At 73.4% G+C, this 12815-nt stretch carries 15 protein-coding genes and 5 tRNA genes; 9 read left to right on the forward strand and 11 right to left on the reverse strand.

Translation table 11 applies throughout. The features are described 5' to 3' along the window. The first annotated feature begins 102 nt into the window (after positions 1 to 102). Together OG710_RS03665 and OG710_RS03670 are read left to right on the forward strand one after the other, a co-directional pair. A complete protein-coding gene (locus OG710_RS03665) occupies positions 103 to 516 on the forward strand; it encodes an SsgA family sporulation/cell division regulator (protein ID WP_003987206.1) in 414 nt (137 codons plus the stop codon). A 264-nt stretch (positions 517 to 780) separates the two neighbouring features. Beyond that, a complete protein-coding gene (locus OG710_RS03670; protein ID WP_330238058.1) occupies positions 781 to 1353 on the forward strand; it encodes a CGNR zinc finger domain-containing protein in 573 nt (190 codons plus the stop codon). Between the two features lie 4 nt (positions 1354 to 1357). Here OG710_RS03670 and OG710_RS03675 read toward each other — a convergent pair whose 3' ends face one another. From OG710_RS03675 to OG710_RS03685, 3 genes are all read right to left on the reverse strand, one after another. Beyond that, a complete protein-coding gene (locus OG710_RS03675) occupies positions 1358 to 1513 on the reverse strand; it encodes a hypothetical protein (protein ID WP_199563763.1) in 156 nt (51 codons plus the stop codon). A 189-nt stretch (positions 1514 to 1702) separates the two neighbouring features. Continuing rightward, positions 1703 to 2674, reverse strand: a complete 972-nt coding sequence (locus OG710_RS03680) for an acetylxylan esterase (RefSeq protein WP_330238059.1) — start codon at positions 2672 to 2674, stop codon at positions 1703 to 1705. A 241-nt stretch (positions 2675 to 2915) separates the two neighbouring features. Next, positions 2916 to 3371, reverse strand: a complete 456-nt coding sequence (locus OG710_RS03685) for a hypothetical protein (RefSeq protein ID WP_199563764.1) — start codon at positions 3369 to 3371, stop codon at positions 2916 to 2918. Positions 3372 to 3560: 189 nt separating this feature from the next. Here OG710_RS03685 and OG710_RS03690 point away from each other — a divergent pair, with 189 nt between their 5' ends. Next, positions 3561 to 4070: a DsbA family protein gene (locus tag OG710_RS03690; protein WP_330238060.1), complete on the forward strand. Its 510-nt coding sequence runs from the start codon at positions 3561 to 3563 to the stop codon at positions 4068 to 4070. Positions 4071 to 4089: 19 nt separating this feature from the next. On the opposite strand, the gene OG710_RS03695 is transcribed toward OG710_RS03690, so the two are convergent. Then, positions 4090 to 4932, reverse strand: a complete 843-nt coding sequence (locus OG710_RS03695) for a GNAT family N-acetyltransferase (RefSeq protein WP_330238061.1) — start codon at positions 4930 to 4932, stop codon at positions 4090 to 4092. Between the two features lie 50 nt (positions 4933 to 4982). Continuing rightward, entirely contained in the window at positions 4983 to 5993 is a 1011-nt protein-coding gene (locus tag OG710_RS03700; RefSeq protein WP_330242145.1) for a chorismate-binding protein, read from the reverse strand. Positions 5994 to 6156: 163 nt separating this feature from the next. Here OG710_RS03700 and OG710_RS03705 point away from each other — a divergent pair. The 5 genes from OG710_RS03705 to OG710_RS03725 all read left to right on the forward strand — a co-directional run bounded on the left by OG710_RS03705 (position 6157) and on the right by OG710_RS03725 (position 6619). Next, positions 6157 to 6229: transfer RNA gene (locus tag OG710_RS03705), tRNA-Gly, on the forward strand. Positions 6230 to 6268: 39 nt separating this feature from the next. Then, positions 6269 to 6342, forward strand: a tRNA-Cys gene (locus OG710_RS03710). A gap of 1 nt (position 6343) precedes the next feature. Then, a tRNA-Val gene (locus tag OG710_RS03715) sits at positions 6344 to 6415 on the forward strand. A gap of 37 nt (positions 6416 to 6452) precedes the next feature. Beyond that, positions 6453 to 6524, forward strand: a tRNA-Val gene (locus tag OG710_RS03720). A 23-nt stretch (positions 6525 to 6547) separates the two neighbouring features. Continuing rightward, a tRNA-Val gene (locus tag OG710_RS03725) sits at positions 6548 to 6619 on the forward strand. Between the two features lie 104 nt (positions 6620 to 6723). On the opposite strand, the gene OG710_RS03730 is transcribed toward OG710_RS03725, so the two are convergent. The 4 genes from OG710_RS03730 to OG710_RS03745 form a co-directional block, all read right to left on the reverse strand. After that, positions 6724 to 6999 (reverse strand): TFIIB-type zinc ribbon-containing protein, encoded by a 276-nt coding sequence (locus OG710_RS03730; RefSeq protein WP_330238062.1) that lies wholly within the window; start codon positions 6997 to 6999, stop codon positions 6724 to 6726. Between the two features lie 70 nt (positions 7000 to 7069). After that, positions 7070 to 8089, reverse strand: a complete 1020-nt coding sequence (locus OG710_RS03735; protein WP_330238063.1) for an aminoglycoside phosphotransferase family protein — start codon at positions 8087 to 8089, stop codon at positions 7070 to 7072. 267 nt (positions 8090 to 8356) lie between these two features. Next, positions 8357 to 8566 carry a hypothetical protein gene (locus OG710_RS03740; RefSeq protein WP_111333880.1) on the reverse strand — a complete coding sequence of 70 codons (210 nt, stop codon included), beginning with the start codon at positions 8564 to 8566 and terminating at the stop codon, positions 8357 to 8359. A 186-nt stretch (positions 8567 to 8752) separates the two neighbouring features. After that, entirely contained in the window at positions 8753 to 9013 is a 261-nt protein-coding gene (locus tag OG710_RS03745) for a hypothetical protein (protein WP_330238064.1), read from the reverse strand. A gap of 205 nt (positions 9014 to 9218) precedes the next feature. On the opposite strand from OG710_RS03745, the gene OG710_RS03750 reads away from it, so the two are divergent. Next, a complete protein-coding gene (locus OG710_RS03750) occupies positions 9219 to 10514 on the forward strand; it encodes a serine/threonine-protein kinase (protein WP_111333879.1) in 1296 nt (431 codons plus the stop codon). Between the two features lie 29 nt (positions 10515 to 10543). On the opposite strand, the gene OG710_RS03755 is transcribed toward OG710_RS03750, so the two are convergent. Then, positions 10544 to 11365 (reverse strand): TrmH family RNA methyltransferase, encoded by an 822-nt coding sequence (locus tag OG710_RS03755; RefSeq protein WP_330238065.1) that lies wholly within the window; start codon positions 11363 to 11365, stop codon positions 10544 to 10546. 59 nt (positions 11366 to 11424) lie between these two features. Beyond that, the gene (gene cobA / locus OG710_RS03760) at positions 11425 to 12672 is read right to left on the reverse strand and encodes a uroporphyrinogen-III C-methyltransferase (protein ID WP_330238066.1); all 1248 of its coding nucleotides are present in this window, start codon (positions 12670 to 12672) and stop codon (positions 11425 to 11427) included. Between the last annotated feature and the right edge of the window lie 143 nt (positions 12673 to 12815).

The following is a 12815-nucleotide window of genomic DNA, read 5'->3' on the forward strand; positions in this document are numbered from 1 at the left end:
ACAAAACGGTCAGAGGGGTTTACAACGCCACCGTAGGTGGCATGTCGATTTCGCCGACGTGCGAATCCCCGAGCGCACACTGAGCGAAAGGCCCTGGCGCTTATGAACACCACGGTCAGCTGCGAGCTGCACCTGCGCCTCGTTGTGTCGAGCGAGTCCTCACTGCCTGTACCCGCGGGCCTGCGGTATGACACGGCCGATCCGTATGCCGTGCACGCCACCTTCCACACCGGAGCGGAGGAGACGGTCGAGTGGGTTTTCGCCCGCGACCTCCTTGCCGAGGGGCTGCACCGGCCCACCGGCACCGGCGACGTCCGCGTCTGGCCATCCCGTAGTCACGGCCAGGGCGTCGTCTGCATCGCGCTGAGCTCCCCGGAGGGCGAGGCACTGCTCGAGGCCCCGGCGCGGGCCCTGGAGTCGTTCCTGAAGCGGACCGACGCCGCGGTTCCACCGGGCACCGAACACCGCCACTTCGACCTCGATACGGAGCTCTCCCACATCCTGGCCGAGAACTGAGCCAGGGCCGGGAGCCGCACGCCGCCGTCCGACTCGGGGAGACGGCGTCGCGCGGACAACCTCATACGGCTGACACCGGCGCCGGTGACCGCGGAAACCACCGCGGTGACCGGCGCCGGTCCGCGTCTCCGGCCCCGCGCCCCGGCCCCCGGCGCTCGCGTGGGACCGCGCACGCCCCCGTACACCTCTGTGCGCCCCCGGCGAGCCAGTAGAGTCGAACGGCATCGGCGGGCGCCCGCCCGCGGGAGGCCAGGGAGCGAAAGCGTGCTGATCCCTCACGACACCCGGATCGCCCTCGACGTAGTGGTCGATCTGGTGAACACCGCCCCGGAGAGCGAGCCGGAAGGGGGCGCGGCTGCCGACGGGCTCGCCGACATCGGGGCACTCCACGCCTTCGCCGCCCGCCATCGGGTGAGCGGGGTCGGCGCGCTCGACGAGAAGGACCTGCGGGCCGTGCACCGGGTGCGGGCGCGGTTCGCCGAGGTCTTCGCGGCCGAGGACGCGCGGACCGCCGCCGGACTGGTCAACGCCCTGGTGGCGGCGGCCGGCACCACGCCGCAGCTCACCGCCCACGACGGCTACGACTGGCATGTGCACTACTTCTCGCCGGACGCCTCGCTGGCCGACCACCTGGCGGCCGACTGCGGCATGGCCCTCGCCTTCATCATCGTGGCGGGCGAGACGGAGCGGCTGCGGCGGTGCGAGGCGCCGGACTGCCGGCACGCCTTCGTCGATCTGTCCCGCAACCGCTCCCGCCGCTACTGCTCCAGCCGCACCTGCGGTAATCGCCTGCATGTGGCCGCGTACCGGGCACGCCGCAGGGAAGCGGCCGGCTGACCGCTCACAGCATGAAGAGATCGTGCACCGCGGCCATCAGCAGCAGGGTGCCGATGACCGAGAGGAAGATCATCAGAGGGGGCTGGGAGAGCGCGTAGAGACAGCCGCGCGGCTCTTCGCCGGGGGGTGCGGGGGCGTCGCCCCGAGAGGTGTCCACCATTTCGGGACGATCATGACGCAGTCCGAGGTGTGCTGATGACCAACCTGCCTCTTCACGACGGGAGTTCACCCGTCACGGGGGCATTCTTAATCGCTCCGGTGTCCGATCGCCCAGAACGTTTTCGGACCCGCTCCCCCGCAGCCCGCTCCCCCGCGCCCCTTTCCCCGCCCCCTCGGCGGGCCGCCCGGCTCAGCGCAGTTCGCGCAGCTTCCGCAGCTGGGCCGCGCGGTGCACCCCGGTGCCGCCCTCGTGGCCGTTCCAGGGGTAGACCTCGATCTCCTTGGGCCCCGCCCAGTGGTTGTAGGCGGCGAAGACCGTGGACGGCGGGCAGATGGCGTCCATCAGGGCGACCGAGTAGAGCGCCGGCACGGTCCCCCGCGCGGCGAAGCTGACGCCGTCGAAGTACGCCAGGGTGCGGAACACCCGCGCCTGCGCGTCGTGCCGGGTGGCCAGGAACCTGACGATCTCCTGGTACGGGTCCTCGTCGGTGATCTCGACGGCCCGCCGGAAGTGCGTCAGGAACGGTACGTCGATGAACGCGGCCTTCACGTGCGGGCTGAGGGCCGCCACCGCCTGGGCGATGCCGCCGCCCTGGCTGGCCCCGTTCACCACGATCCGGTCGGAGTCGACGGACGGGTGGCTTCGGGCGACCTCGACGGCGCGCACCGCGTCGGTGAAGACCCGGCGGTAGTAGTACGTCTCCGGGTCCAGGATGCCGTTGGTCATGAACCCCGGCGCCTGCGGGTTGGCCGCGCCGTGCGGGTCCGGCGTCCCGCCCGCCGAGTGGTGGTTGACGGCTCCCTGGCCCCGAGTGTCCATGACCAGGGCGGCCCAGCCGGCGGCGGGCCACACGAGGTGGTCGATCGGCAGCCCGCGCCCGCCGCCGTAGCCGAGGTAGTGCACGACGGTGGGCAGCGGGCCCTCGGCGCCCGCGGGCACCAGCAGCCAGGCGCGTATCCGGTGGCCGCCCCAGCCCGCGAACGACACGTCGTACGAGTCGACCGTGCTCAGCGCGGCGTCGTAGGGGTCGAACACGGCGTCCAGCGGGTGAGCGGCGGCCTCGTCGAGGGAGCGCTCCCAAAACGCGTCGAAGTCCGCCGGCTCGTCGAGCTCCGGGCGGTAGCCGCGCAGTTGGTTCAGGGGCAGGTCGAACAGGGCCATGGGTTCTCCGTTTCGGGCGGGCGGTTGCGGCCCCGTGACACGAGGGCCTGGGCGCGTGGCGCAGCGGGACGCTATGCGGCCGCGCGAGGCAGGGTCAAGGGCTCCCGACCGAACGATTCACCTGGTGAGACGGCATGAGCCCGCCGCGCGGACGCGGCGGGCTCGGGGCTCGGGCTCGGGGCTCGGGGCTCGGGCTCGGGGCTCGGGCTCGGGGCTCGGCGGAGCCTTCGGCCCCCCGGTCTCAGATGCCGTGCTTCTTGAGAATGGCCTCGATGTCGCTGAAGTCGTCGCCGGCGCCGGCCGACTGCTTCTGCGGCTTGCTCTTCGTCCTGCCGCCCGCGGCCGGGGCTCCGGCGCCCAGCGAGGGGGCCGAAGCCGCCGGGGCCACGGCTTCGGCGCGCGCGGCCCGTGCGGCCGCCCGGCGCTCCTTGCGGGTGCCGGCCCCCCGGCGCTCGACCGCGCGCGTGATCATGAACAGCAGCCAGGCGGCGCCCAGCAGGCCGAAGCCCAGCCAGACGCTCGGCTTGAAGGCGATGTCCCACACCCACTCCACGGCCCCGACCAGCACCAGCCCGATCGGCACCAGCGAGTAGGCGGCGATCCTCGTCGCCGCGAGGAACCGCTTGCGGTAGGCGGTGACGGCCGCGATGCCCAGGCCCGCCGCGGACACCGCGGAACAGATGGTCTCGGCAAGCATCGGTGCCTCCTGGCGCAGGGGATACGTCCCTTCCATCCTGCACCGGGCACCGGCCGGGCGGCCATGCCCGGGGCCCGTATCAGGGACATCTCAGGGGCCGGGCTCCTCCCCAGGTGCCGTACGAGCGGTGCCGCCGGGAGGAGGCGGGGCAGGGGGAACGGGGGCCGTCCGTCCTGCGAGACTGGGCCCATGAGCGATTCCTCCCCCTCGGCACCGGTCGTCCTCGACTTCTGGTGCGAGCTCCAGTGCCCCGACTGCCACCACGCCCTCACCGATGTGGCCGCCCTGCGCGCCCGCTACGGAGACCGGATCGAGGTGCGGCTGCGCCACTTCCCGCTGGAGAAGCACAAGCACGCGTACGCCGCCGCGCAGGCCGCCGAGGAGGCGATGGCGCAGGGCGACGCCTGGCCCTACATCGAGGCGGTCCTCGCACGCACCGGCGACCTCGCGGCGCGCGGCGAGAAGCTACTGGTCGAGGTGGCCGGTGAACTGGGGCTGGACGCCGAGGAGTTCGACACCGCGCTGATCGACGGCCGGCACATGCTGATCGTGGACGCGGACCAGGCCGAGGGCAAGGCGATCGGGGTGACCGGCACGCCGACGTATGTGATCGGCGGGGAGCGCCTGGACGGCGGCAAGAGCCAGGAGGGGCTGCGCGAGCGCATCGAGGAGATCGCCGACCGGCTCCTGGCCGGTTAGGCCCGAAAGGGGCGGGCCCCTAGAGCTCCTTGGAGAAGTTGTACTGGGTCGGCTCGTAGCCGAGGGACTCGTACAGCCTGAGCGCCGGGGTGTTGGAGGTGATGACGTGCAGTCCGATCCTCGTCTCGCCGGCCGCCAGGGCCATCCGCTCGGCCTGGAGCATCAGGGCCCGCCCGTAGCCCCTCCCCCGCTGCTCCGGCGCCACCTCCACGTTGAAGACGTAGCCGATCACCAGGCCGGGGTGCATCTCGAAGATCGACTCCCAGATGTCACCGACCGATTCGCCGCCGTCCGCGCGGAACAGCAGGTCGAACCGTGCCCCCGCGGTGGCGAGGCCGTCCGGGAGATGGCGGGCGTGGGAGGCGCGGGCCGCCTCGTGGGCCACCTCGCGCGGGATGCCGCGGCTCACCAGACTGCCCGCGTACATCCCTATCGCCTTCTCCGACCAGACGGTGAACTGCGCGGGGGTCATCGGGCGGGCGACGAGGCCGTCCGGCAGGGCCGGGGGTTCGGCGGGCAGCGTCTTGAGCATGTTGCGGCTGCGTTCGGTGTAGCCGAGGGCGCTGGCCATCCGCAGGCCCACGGTGTCGTCCGCGGGCACCTCCGCGCACACCAGGGCGCAGCCCCAGCCGCGCAGGATCTCCTCGGCGGCCAGCACGGCGATGGTGCCCCGGCCGCGCCTGCGGACCGCCTCGTCGACGCGCAGTTCCGTGATCAGGCCGGTCGAGCCGCCCGCTCCCGCTTCGACGGCGAGCGCGAGGAAGCCGACGGGGCGGCCGTTGTCGCAGATGTCGTACGCGCGTCGCTGTGCGCCGTCGGCGCCTGACTGGATCGGCCCGGTCGGCCGCAGTGTCGTCGTCATCAGTAGGTTTCTATCCCCCGTTCGGGGGTCCGTCACCCGCTTTTACGGCTTTATGGGGCAGAGGCCAGGGCCAGCAGTACGGACGCCTTCAGTTCGGTTTCCGCCCACTCCCGTTCCGGGTCGGAGCCCCAGGTGATGCCCGCCCCGGTGCCGAAGCGCAGGACCGGAGCAGGTCCGGTGCGGTCGGTCCAGAAGGTGCGGATGCCCACGGCGAGCGAGGCGGTGGAGCGGTCGGCGTCCACCCAGCCGATGCCCCCGCAGTACGGGCCGCGCGGGGCGGTCTCCAGTTCGCCGATGATCCGCAGCGCGCTCGACTTGGGGGCGCCGGTGACCGAGCCGGGCGGGAAGGCTGCGGCCAGGATCTCCGGCCAGCCGGCGTCGTCGGCGAGCCGGCCGCGCACGGTGGAGACGAGGTGGACGAGGCCGGGGTGCTTCTCGACGGCGCACAGGTCGGGGACGGTGACCGATCCGGTGGCGCAGACCCGGCCCAGGTCGTTGCGGACCAGGTCCACGATCATCACGTTCTCGGCGTAGTCCTTCTCCAGCAGGTCGTCCTCGGTGCGCCCGGTGCCCTTGATCGGCCCGGACTCGACGGTACGGCCGTCCCGGCGCAGGAAGAGCTCCGGCGATGCGGTGGCGATCTCGACGCCGTGCGCGGGCAGCCGAATCGTTCCTGCGTACGGGGCGGGGTTGCCGCGCGCCAGCAGCGCGGTGAGGGCGTCCACGTCCGCGTGCTCCCGGCCGGGCAGCGGGGCGCTCAGCACCCGGCAGAGGTTCGCCTGGTAGACCTCGCCGGCCGCGATGTACGTACGGATGCGGCGCACACCCTCGGTGTACGCGTCCCGGTCGAGCGAGGAGGTCCAGTCGCCTGCGGCGGGGCCGCGCCAGGCGCCGGGGACCGGGGCGGGCACGGCGGCGGGGCGCACGGTGTCGAAGCGGGCGCAGAGCAGGGAGCCCTCGAAACCCGCGCAGACGGCCCAGAAGCCGGACGAGTCGAGGGCGGCGGGATCGGTCGTCACGTCCCGCAGACCGGAGGCGACGAGGCCGCCGAAGCGGGCCATGGGAGCGAGGTCGTGCACGTCCGCGAGTGTAGGACGGCACGGGGTGACCCGCGCCGGGGGCGGGTGACCTCAGCACGCTGCGCAAACGCGTTTTTGTACTGGCCCCGGAATCCGCTAGAGTTCAACACGTCACCGGGACGCGCAAGCGAACCGGGAATGACAAGCGGACGTAGCTCAGTTGGTAGAGCGCAACCTTGCCAAGGTTGAGGTCGCCAGTTCGAACCTGGTCGTCCGCTCGCAGAAGGTGGGGGATCTTTCCCGGACTCCTCACCCCTGGTGGAGTGGCCGAGAGGCGAGGCAACGGCCTGCAAAGCCGTCTACACGGGTTCAAATCCCGTCTCCACCTCCAAGGACGATTAGCTCAGCGGGAGAGCGCTTCCCTGACACGGAAGAGGTCACTGGTTCAATCCCAGTATCGTCCACTGGTCCGCGAGGACCGCTGGTCCTGATGGATCGCCCGCGCGATTAGCTCAGCGGGAGAGCGCTTCCCTGACACGGAAGAGGTCACTGGTTCAATCCCAGTATCGCGCACGTAGTACACACAGGTTCGCCCTGCGCGATTAGCTCAGCGGGAGAGCGCTTCCCTGACACGGAAGAGGTCACTGGTTCAATCCCAGTATCGCGCACTGTCACGAAGCCCCGGTCGTCTCGGCGACCGGGGCTTCGTCGTGCTCGCGCACGGGCTGCGGGGCGGGCCGCCGGCTCGGGAGCCGGGGCCCGCCGGTCGCACTCAGGAGGAGAAGAGCATGCGGCCGAAGCTCTTCTGCCGGTAGTGGCCGTGGTGGCCGCCGTGGTGCGGGGCGCCCCAGGCCGGGGCGGGGGCGGCGGGGTACGCCTGCGGCGGGGCGGGCGGCGGGGCCTGCTGCGACCACTGCGCTTCGAGGCGGGTCAGCGTCTCCAGCTCGCCGTAGTCGAGGAATATCCCCCGGCAGCCGCTGCACTGCTCGATCTGGACGCCGTTGCGGTTGTACGTGTGCATCTGCGCGTGGCACTTGGGACACTGCATGTGCGGGCTCACTCTCCTCGCCGTCGGTTCGCCGCCGCCGGAATGCGTGCCCGGCGGCGGTCGGTTCACCCTACGACGTGTATTCGCCCGCCAACTCGGGCGGGAGCGCGGCAATTCGGGCACATGCGTCGATCATGATCTGTTCCACCTCATCCGGAGCCCGGCCCTCCGCCGCCGACTTCGCCCGGGCGAGCGCGGCGGTCTGTACGGTCAGCGCGCGGGCGGGCACGTCCAGGGCGGGCCAGGGGTCGCCGTCCGGCGGTACGGCGGGGCCGCCGCCGCTCCGGTAGGCGTCCAGGAACCGCAGCCAGACCTCCGGGGGCAGCAGTCCGGCCGCGTACCAGGCGGCGGGCCGGGCGAGGTCCCACGCGGGGTCGCCGCAGCCGGTGTCGTCCACGTCGATGAGCAGCCAGGGGCCGTCCGGAGCGGGATGACGGACGAGCTGGCCGAGGTGCAGGTCGCCGTGGCAGAGGAAGCCGCCCCGCTCCGCCGGAGGGGCCGCCTCGCCCCGCGCCCAGCCGGGCAGCCCGCGCCAGGCGGCGAGCACGGGCGCGACGGCCGGATCGGCCGGGTCGCCGGGGTGGGCGGCGCGCATCCGGGCCACGGCGAGCGCCGCCTTGACGGGACCGCGCATGGCGGGCAGCCGGGGTCCGCGGAGGCCGGGCGGGGGCGGTGCGGTGCGGTGCAGTCGGGCCAGGAGCGCGCCGGCCTCTTCCCAGGGCGCCGCGTCCGGGTCGGCCGGATCGACGGGCTCGCCGTACGGCCACAGGGTGACGGGGCGGCCGTGCAGTTCGGTGAGAGGGACGCCGTGGGCCGCCGGGTCGGCGCCGGGCGGGGCGGGCAACGACAGGGGGGCCAGCAGGACGCCCTCCTGCGCCGGGTCGGCGGCGAGGCGCAGGCGGGCGGCCAGGGCGGCGGTGTCGGTCCCGGCGGCGTGCGCCTTGGCGACGACGGGCCCGCTGCGGACGACGGTGCCGTCGGCCCGGTCGGCGAGCACGGCGGGCGCCGGGCAGGGGCAGCCGTCCCCGGTGTCGGGGTGGGCGGCCCGGTGCGCGAGATCGCCGAGCGCGCGTACGAGTGCGGTGTTCACGGTCTCCCCCGATGAGACGGGCGTCCTCCGGGCGACGGAGACGTCCTTCCGGCGGGCGGCCCGAAGCGGCGGCGGCGCCCCGCGCAGAGCGTACGCGGCGGGTGGGGCGGGTGGGGAGCCGGCCCGCTCGCGGGTTCCGGGCAGCGCGATGTCCGGCCAGCTCCCCAGCTGACCGGACAAACGCTGCCGTCCGCCGCACCCCCGTCCCCACGGGGTTGTTGGCCGGATGTCCCGGTCCGGACCGCTCTTCCGGACCCGGGGCGCCGCTCAGCGCCCCAGCATCACGCCCACGGACGACGCCTGTGTGACCACCGCTTCCCAGCCGCCGAAGACGACTGCGAGCAGGGCCGCCAGGGGAAGGACCATGGCCGTCGCCACCAAGGGGTGACGTCGGCCGGACGACGGGCGGCTGCCGAACGCGGCGTACGCCCTGCGTCCCCGCGTGCGGACGATCGTCCGCGCTGCCGTGTCCGCCATGGTTCCTCTCCTGGTCCGATGTGGGGCGGCGGGCGTGTGACCTCGGGGGACGAGTGCAACGCCCGCCGCTTGGACTCAACATTAGGGATTCGGGGGGCGGGCGACGTCATGCCCGCGTACCGAATTCCGGGCCTCCCGGAGGATGAGCCGTGCACGCTTCACGTACTCCCCTGGGTGGAGACGGGACTACGCGGTGTTGGGGTCTTCCCGGAGGGGACGCTCGGAGACGTCCTCACGGGGCACCGGTTGTTCGACCAGGGCGAGCACCCTGGACGCCATGAAGCGGGCCGTGCGCACCACGGCCCCGTTCCTGGTGACTTCACTCACTTCGACCACGCCCCGGCGGACCGCCGTCTCCACCCTGCGCCCGGCCCTGGAGGCCACCACCTCGTAGGTCCGGGTGCTGTCCCCGGCGTCCACGACTATCTCGACTCGATCGCCCTTCACTGATCCAATCCCCCTTCTGCGACTGACCCTTGAGATCTCGCACGGGCCGGAGTGCCTGGATCTGCGGCTCCCTGACCACTCCTCAAGTTTCCCACCCGGCACTGACAATCGAATCTCCCGCGAGGGCGCGGCCTCTGAGCGCCCCGGGCGACGGGTACGTAAGCTGTGCCTCGTCAGGCGTACCAGGCAGCGGGGATGGGCAGACATGGCGATGATGCGGCTCCGGCGCGAGGACCCGCGTGTCGTCGGCTCGTTCAGGCTGCACCGGCGGCTGGGGGCCGGCGGTATGGGCGTCGTCTATCTGGGTTCGGACCGGCGCGGCCAGCGGGTCGCGCTCAAGGTGATCCGCCCGGACCTGGCGGAGGATCAGGAGTTCCGTTCGCGGTTCGCGCGCGAGGTGTCCGCCGCCCGGCGCATCCGGGGCGGGTGCACGGCCCGGCTGGTGGCGGCGGACCTGGAGGCGGACCGCCCCTGGTTCGCCACGCAGTATGTGCCGGGCCCGTCGCTGCACGACAAGGTGGCCGAGGAGGGCCCGCTGTCGGCGGCCGAGGTGGCCTCGATCGGGGCGGCGCTCTCCGAGGGCCTGGTCGCGGTGCACGAGGCGGGGGTGGTCCACCGGGACCTGAAGCCGTCGAACATCCTGCTCTCCCCCAAGGGCCCGCGGATCATCGACTTCGGCATCGCCTGGGCGACCGGCGCGTCCACGCTGACGCACGTCGGTACGGCGGTGGGCTCGCCCGGCTTCCTCGCGCCCGAGCAGGTGCGGGGCGCGGCGGTGACTCCGGCGACGGACGTGTTCTCGCTCGGCGCGACGCTGGCGTACGCGGCGATGGCGGACTCCCCGTTCGGGCACGGCAGTTCCGAGGTCATGCTCTACCGGGTGGTGCACGAGGAGCCGCAGCTGTTCGATGTGCACGACGCGCTGGCGCCGCTGGTGAGCGCCTGCCTGGCGAAGGACCCGGAGGAGCGCCCGAGCACGCTGCAGCTGTCGATGCGGCTCAAGGAGATCGCGGCGCGCGAGGCCAAGGGGCTGCACGAGAGCCGGCCGCCGCTCCAGCGTTCGCCCCACGAGGCGGACCGGCCGACCGGCCGGCTGGACGGTCCGTACACGGAGCAGCAGACGCGCCGTGCGGCCGGTCCCGCGCCGGGTGCCCGCCCGCAGAACCGTCCCTCCGGTGCCCGTCCCGCCCCCGTCCGTACGGGCGGCGGCCGTCCGGCGCAGCAGCCGCCGCGCGGGACCCGTCCGAACCGCCGTCCCCAGGGCACCAACGGGACGAACGGCAGGCCGGGCACCCGTCCGGGGACCAGGACCACGTCGACGGGCCGTCGTCCCGCCAATCCGAAGCTGCTGCGCCAGCGCCTCGTCGTCTTCGTGGTGGTCACGCTGCTGGTGGCGCTCGGCATCGCGGCGGCCCAGGGCTGTCAGGGACCGGCCCGGGGGCTGGGTGTGGACCTCGGCCACGCGCAGGGGCAGAGCAGCCAGGACCGGGCTCCGCGCTAGGCGGCTCCGGTCAGGCCCGTACGGTCGCGTCAGGCGGTTCGGGGGCGGGTGGCGTAGAAGGCCACCGCCGAGGCCGCTGCCACGTTGAGGGAGTCGACTCCCGCGTCCATCGGGATGCGGACGTGTTCGTCGGCCGCAGCGAGGGTCGCGGGGGCGAGGCCGTCGCCTTCCGTGCCGAAGACGAGGGCGAGTTTTTCGTCGTCGCGGGCGGCGAGTTCGTCGAGGGTGATGGCGCGGTCGCTGAGGCAGAGCGCGGCGAGCGTGAATCCGGCGGCGCGCAGGACTTCGGTGTCCTGCGGCCAGTCGGTGAGCCTGGTCCACGGCACCTGGAAGACGGCGCCCATCGAGACCTTGACGGCCCTGCGGTAGAAGGCGTCGGCGCAGCGGGGGGTGAGCAGGACCGCGTCCACGCCGAGTGCGGCGGCGTTCCTGAAGGCCGCGCCCAGGTTGGCGTGGTCCACGATGTCCTCGAACACGGCGACGCGCCGGATCGCGTCGTCGCGCGTGAGGAGGTCGGCGGGGGCCGGGAGCGGTTTGCGCTCCATGGAGGCGAGGGCGCCCCGGTGCACGTGGTAGCCGGTGACGCGTTGGGCGAGTTCCGGGCTGACCGCGTAGACGGGGGCTTCGGTGTCCTCGATGACGTCGCCCATGACGTCGAGCCACTTCGCGGAGAGCAGCATGGAGCGCATGGCGTACCCGGCCTGGAGGGCGCGGCGGATGACCTTCTCGCCCTCGGCGATGAAGAGGCCCTCGGCGGGTTCCTTCCTGCGCCGGAGTTCGACGTCGGTGAGGTCGGTGTAGTCGCTCAGCCGGGGGTCGTCGGGGTCCTCGACGGTGATGGGTTCTGCCACGGTTCGCTGCTGCCTTGTCGGTGGGTGGTGCCGGTGGTCCGGGGGTGTGGTGCCGTCGTTTACGCGGCGCCCGGTGCGGTGGGGCCGACCTCGACCACGTCGCCGATGACGATGACGGCGGGCGGGCGGACCTCTTCGGCGACCACGCGTTCGGCCACCGTCGCGAGGGTCGCGTCGACGCGGCGCTGGGCGGCGGTGGTGCCTTCCTGGACGAGGGCGACCGGGGTCTCGGGCGACCGGCCGTGTTCGACGAGCGTACGGGCGATGGCGCCGATCTTGTCGACGGCCATCAGGAGCACCAGGGTGCCGCGCAGCCGGGCCAGCGCGGCCCAGTCGACCAGCGAGCGCTCGTCGTCGGGGGCGACATGGCCGCTGACCACGGTGAACTCGTGGGCGACGCCCCGGTGGGTGACGGGGATTCCGGCGGCGCCGGGGACCGAGATGGAGCTGGAGATGCCGGGCACGACGGTGCACGGGATGCCTTCGGCGGCGAGCGCCTGCGCCTCCTCCATGCCCCGGCCGAAGACGAACGGGTCGCCGCCCTTGAGCCGGACGACGGCCTTGCCGGCCTTGGCGTGCTCGATCAGCGCGTTGTTGATGGCCTCCTGGGCCATGTAGCGGCCGTACGGGATCTTCGCGGCGTCGATCACCTCGACGTGCGGCGGGAGTTCGTCGAGCAGGTCGCGCGGGCCGAGCCGGTCGGCGATGACGACGTCCGCCTCGGCGAGGAGGCGGCGGCCGCGGACGGTGATGAGGTCCGGGTCGCCGGGGCCGCCACCGACGAGGGCGACGCCCGCGGTCCGGGTGCGGTGGTGCGGGGCGGCGATGCTGCCGGTGCGCAGGCCCTCGACGATCGCGTCGCGGACGGCGGCGGAGTGGCGCGGGTCGCGGCCCTGGGCGCCGGCCGTGAGCACGGCCACGGTGACGCCGGCGCTGCGGCCGGTGGCCGGGGTCCAGGCGGTGGCCGCCTCGGCGTCGTCGCTGCGGACGCACCAGGTGCGGGTGCGTTCGGCTTCGGCGGACGCGGCGTCGTTGGCCGCCGGGTCGTCGGTCGCGATCAGCGCGTACCAGGTGTCGGCCAGGTCCCCGTCGGCGTACCGGCGGCGCTCCCAGCGGATCTCGCCGGCGTCCGCCATCGCCTCGACGGAGGCGGTGACGGAGGGCGATACGAGGGTGATGTCGGCGCCGGCCGCGATGAGGGCGGGGAGGCGGCGCTGCGCCACCTGGCCGCCGCCCACGACGACTACGCGGCGCCCGCTGAGGCGCAGTCCGACGGGGTAGGCGGGGCGATCGGCGTGGTCGGCCATGGTGGTGCGGGCTCCTCGTGCGGTGCGGGGTGCGCGGCCGCTGCGGCGGTGGAGCGGCTGGGGTGGGTGGGGTTCACGATACCGGGGTGGCCTTGTGGCCGCGGTGTTCGGTGGGCGGGGCGGGAGGGGGCGGGGTGCGCCTG

Origin of the sequence: Streptomyces sp. NBC_00525, assembly GCF_036346595.1 — a bacterium.
Classification (GTDB): Bacteria; Actinomycetota; Actinomycetes; order Streptomycetales; family Streptomycetaceae; genus Streptomyces.

What these genes read in the sequence shown, in the direction of transcription:
- OG710_RS03665 (WP_003987206.1), top strand. Translation starts at nt 103, where the DNA reads ATGAACACCACGGTCAGCTGCGAGCTGCACCTGCGCCTCGTTGTGTCG.
- OG710_RS03675 (WP_199563763.1), bottom strand. Translation starts at nt 1,513, where the DNA reads ATGGTGGACACCTCTCGGGGCGACGCCCCCGCACCCCCCGGCGAAGAG.
- OG710_RS03680 (WP_330238059.1), bottom strand. Translation starts at nt 2,674, where the DNA reads ATGGCCCTGTTCGACCTGCCCCTGAACCAACTGCGCGGCTACCGCCCG.
- OG710_RS03685 (WP_199563764.1), bottom strand. Translation starts at nt 3,371, where the DNA reads ATGCTTGCCGAGACCATCTGTTCCGCGGTGTCCGCGGCGGGCCTGGGC.
- OG710_RS03690 (WP_330238060.1), top strand. Translation starts at nt 3,561, where the DNA reads ATGAGCGATTCCTCCCCCTCGGCACCGGTCGTCCTCGACTTCTGGTGC.
- OG710_RS03695 (WP_330238061.1), bottom strand. Translation starts at nt 4,932, where the DNA reads ATGACGACGACACTGCGGCCGACCGGGCCGATCCAGTCAGGCGCCGAC.
- OG710_RS03700 (WP_330242145.1), bottom strand. Translation starts at nt 5,993, where the DNA reads ATGGCCCGCTTCGGCGGCCTCGTCGCCTCCGGTCTGCGGGACGTGACG.
- OG710_RS03730 (WP_330238062.1), bottom strand. Translation starts at nt 6,999, where the DNA reads ATGCAGTGTCCCAAGTGCCACGCGCAGATGCACACGTACAACCGCAAC.
- OG710_RS03740 (WP_111333880.1), bottom strand. Translation starts at nt 8,566, where the DNA reads ATGGCGGACACGGCAGCGCGGACGATCGTCCGCACGCGGGGACGCAGG.
- OG710_RS03750 (WP_111333879.1), top strand. Translation starts at nt 9,219, where the DNA reads ATGGCGATGATGCGGCTCCGGCGCGAGGACCCGCGTGTCGTCGGCTCG.
- cobA (WP_330238066.1), bottom strand. Translation starts at nt 12,672, where the DNA reads ATGGCCGACCACGCCGATCGCCCCGCCTACCCCGTCGGACTGCGCCTC.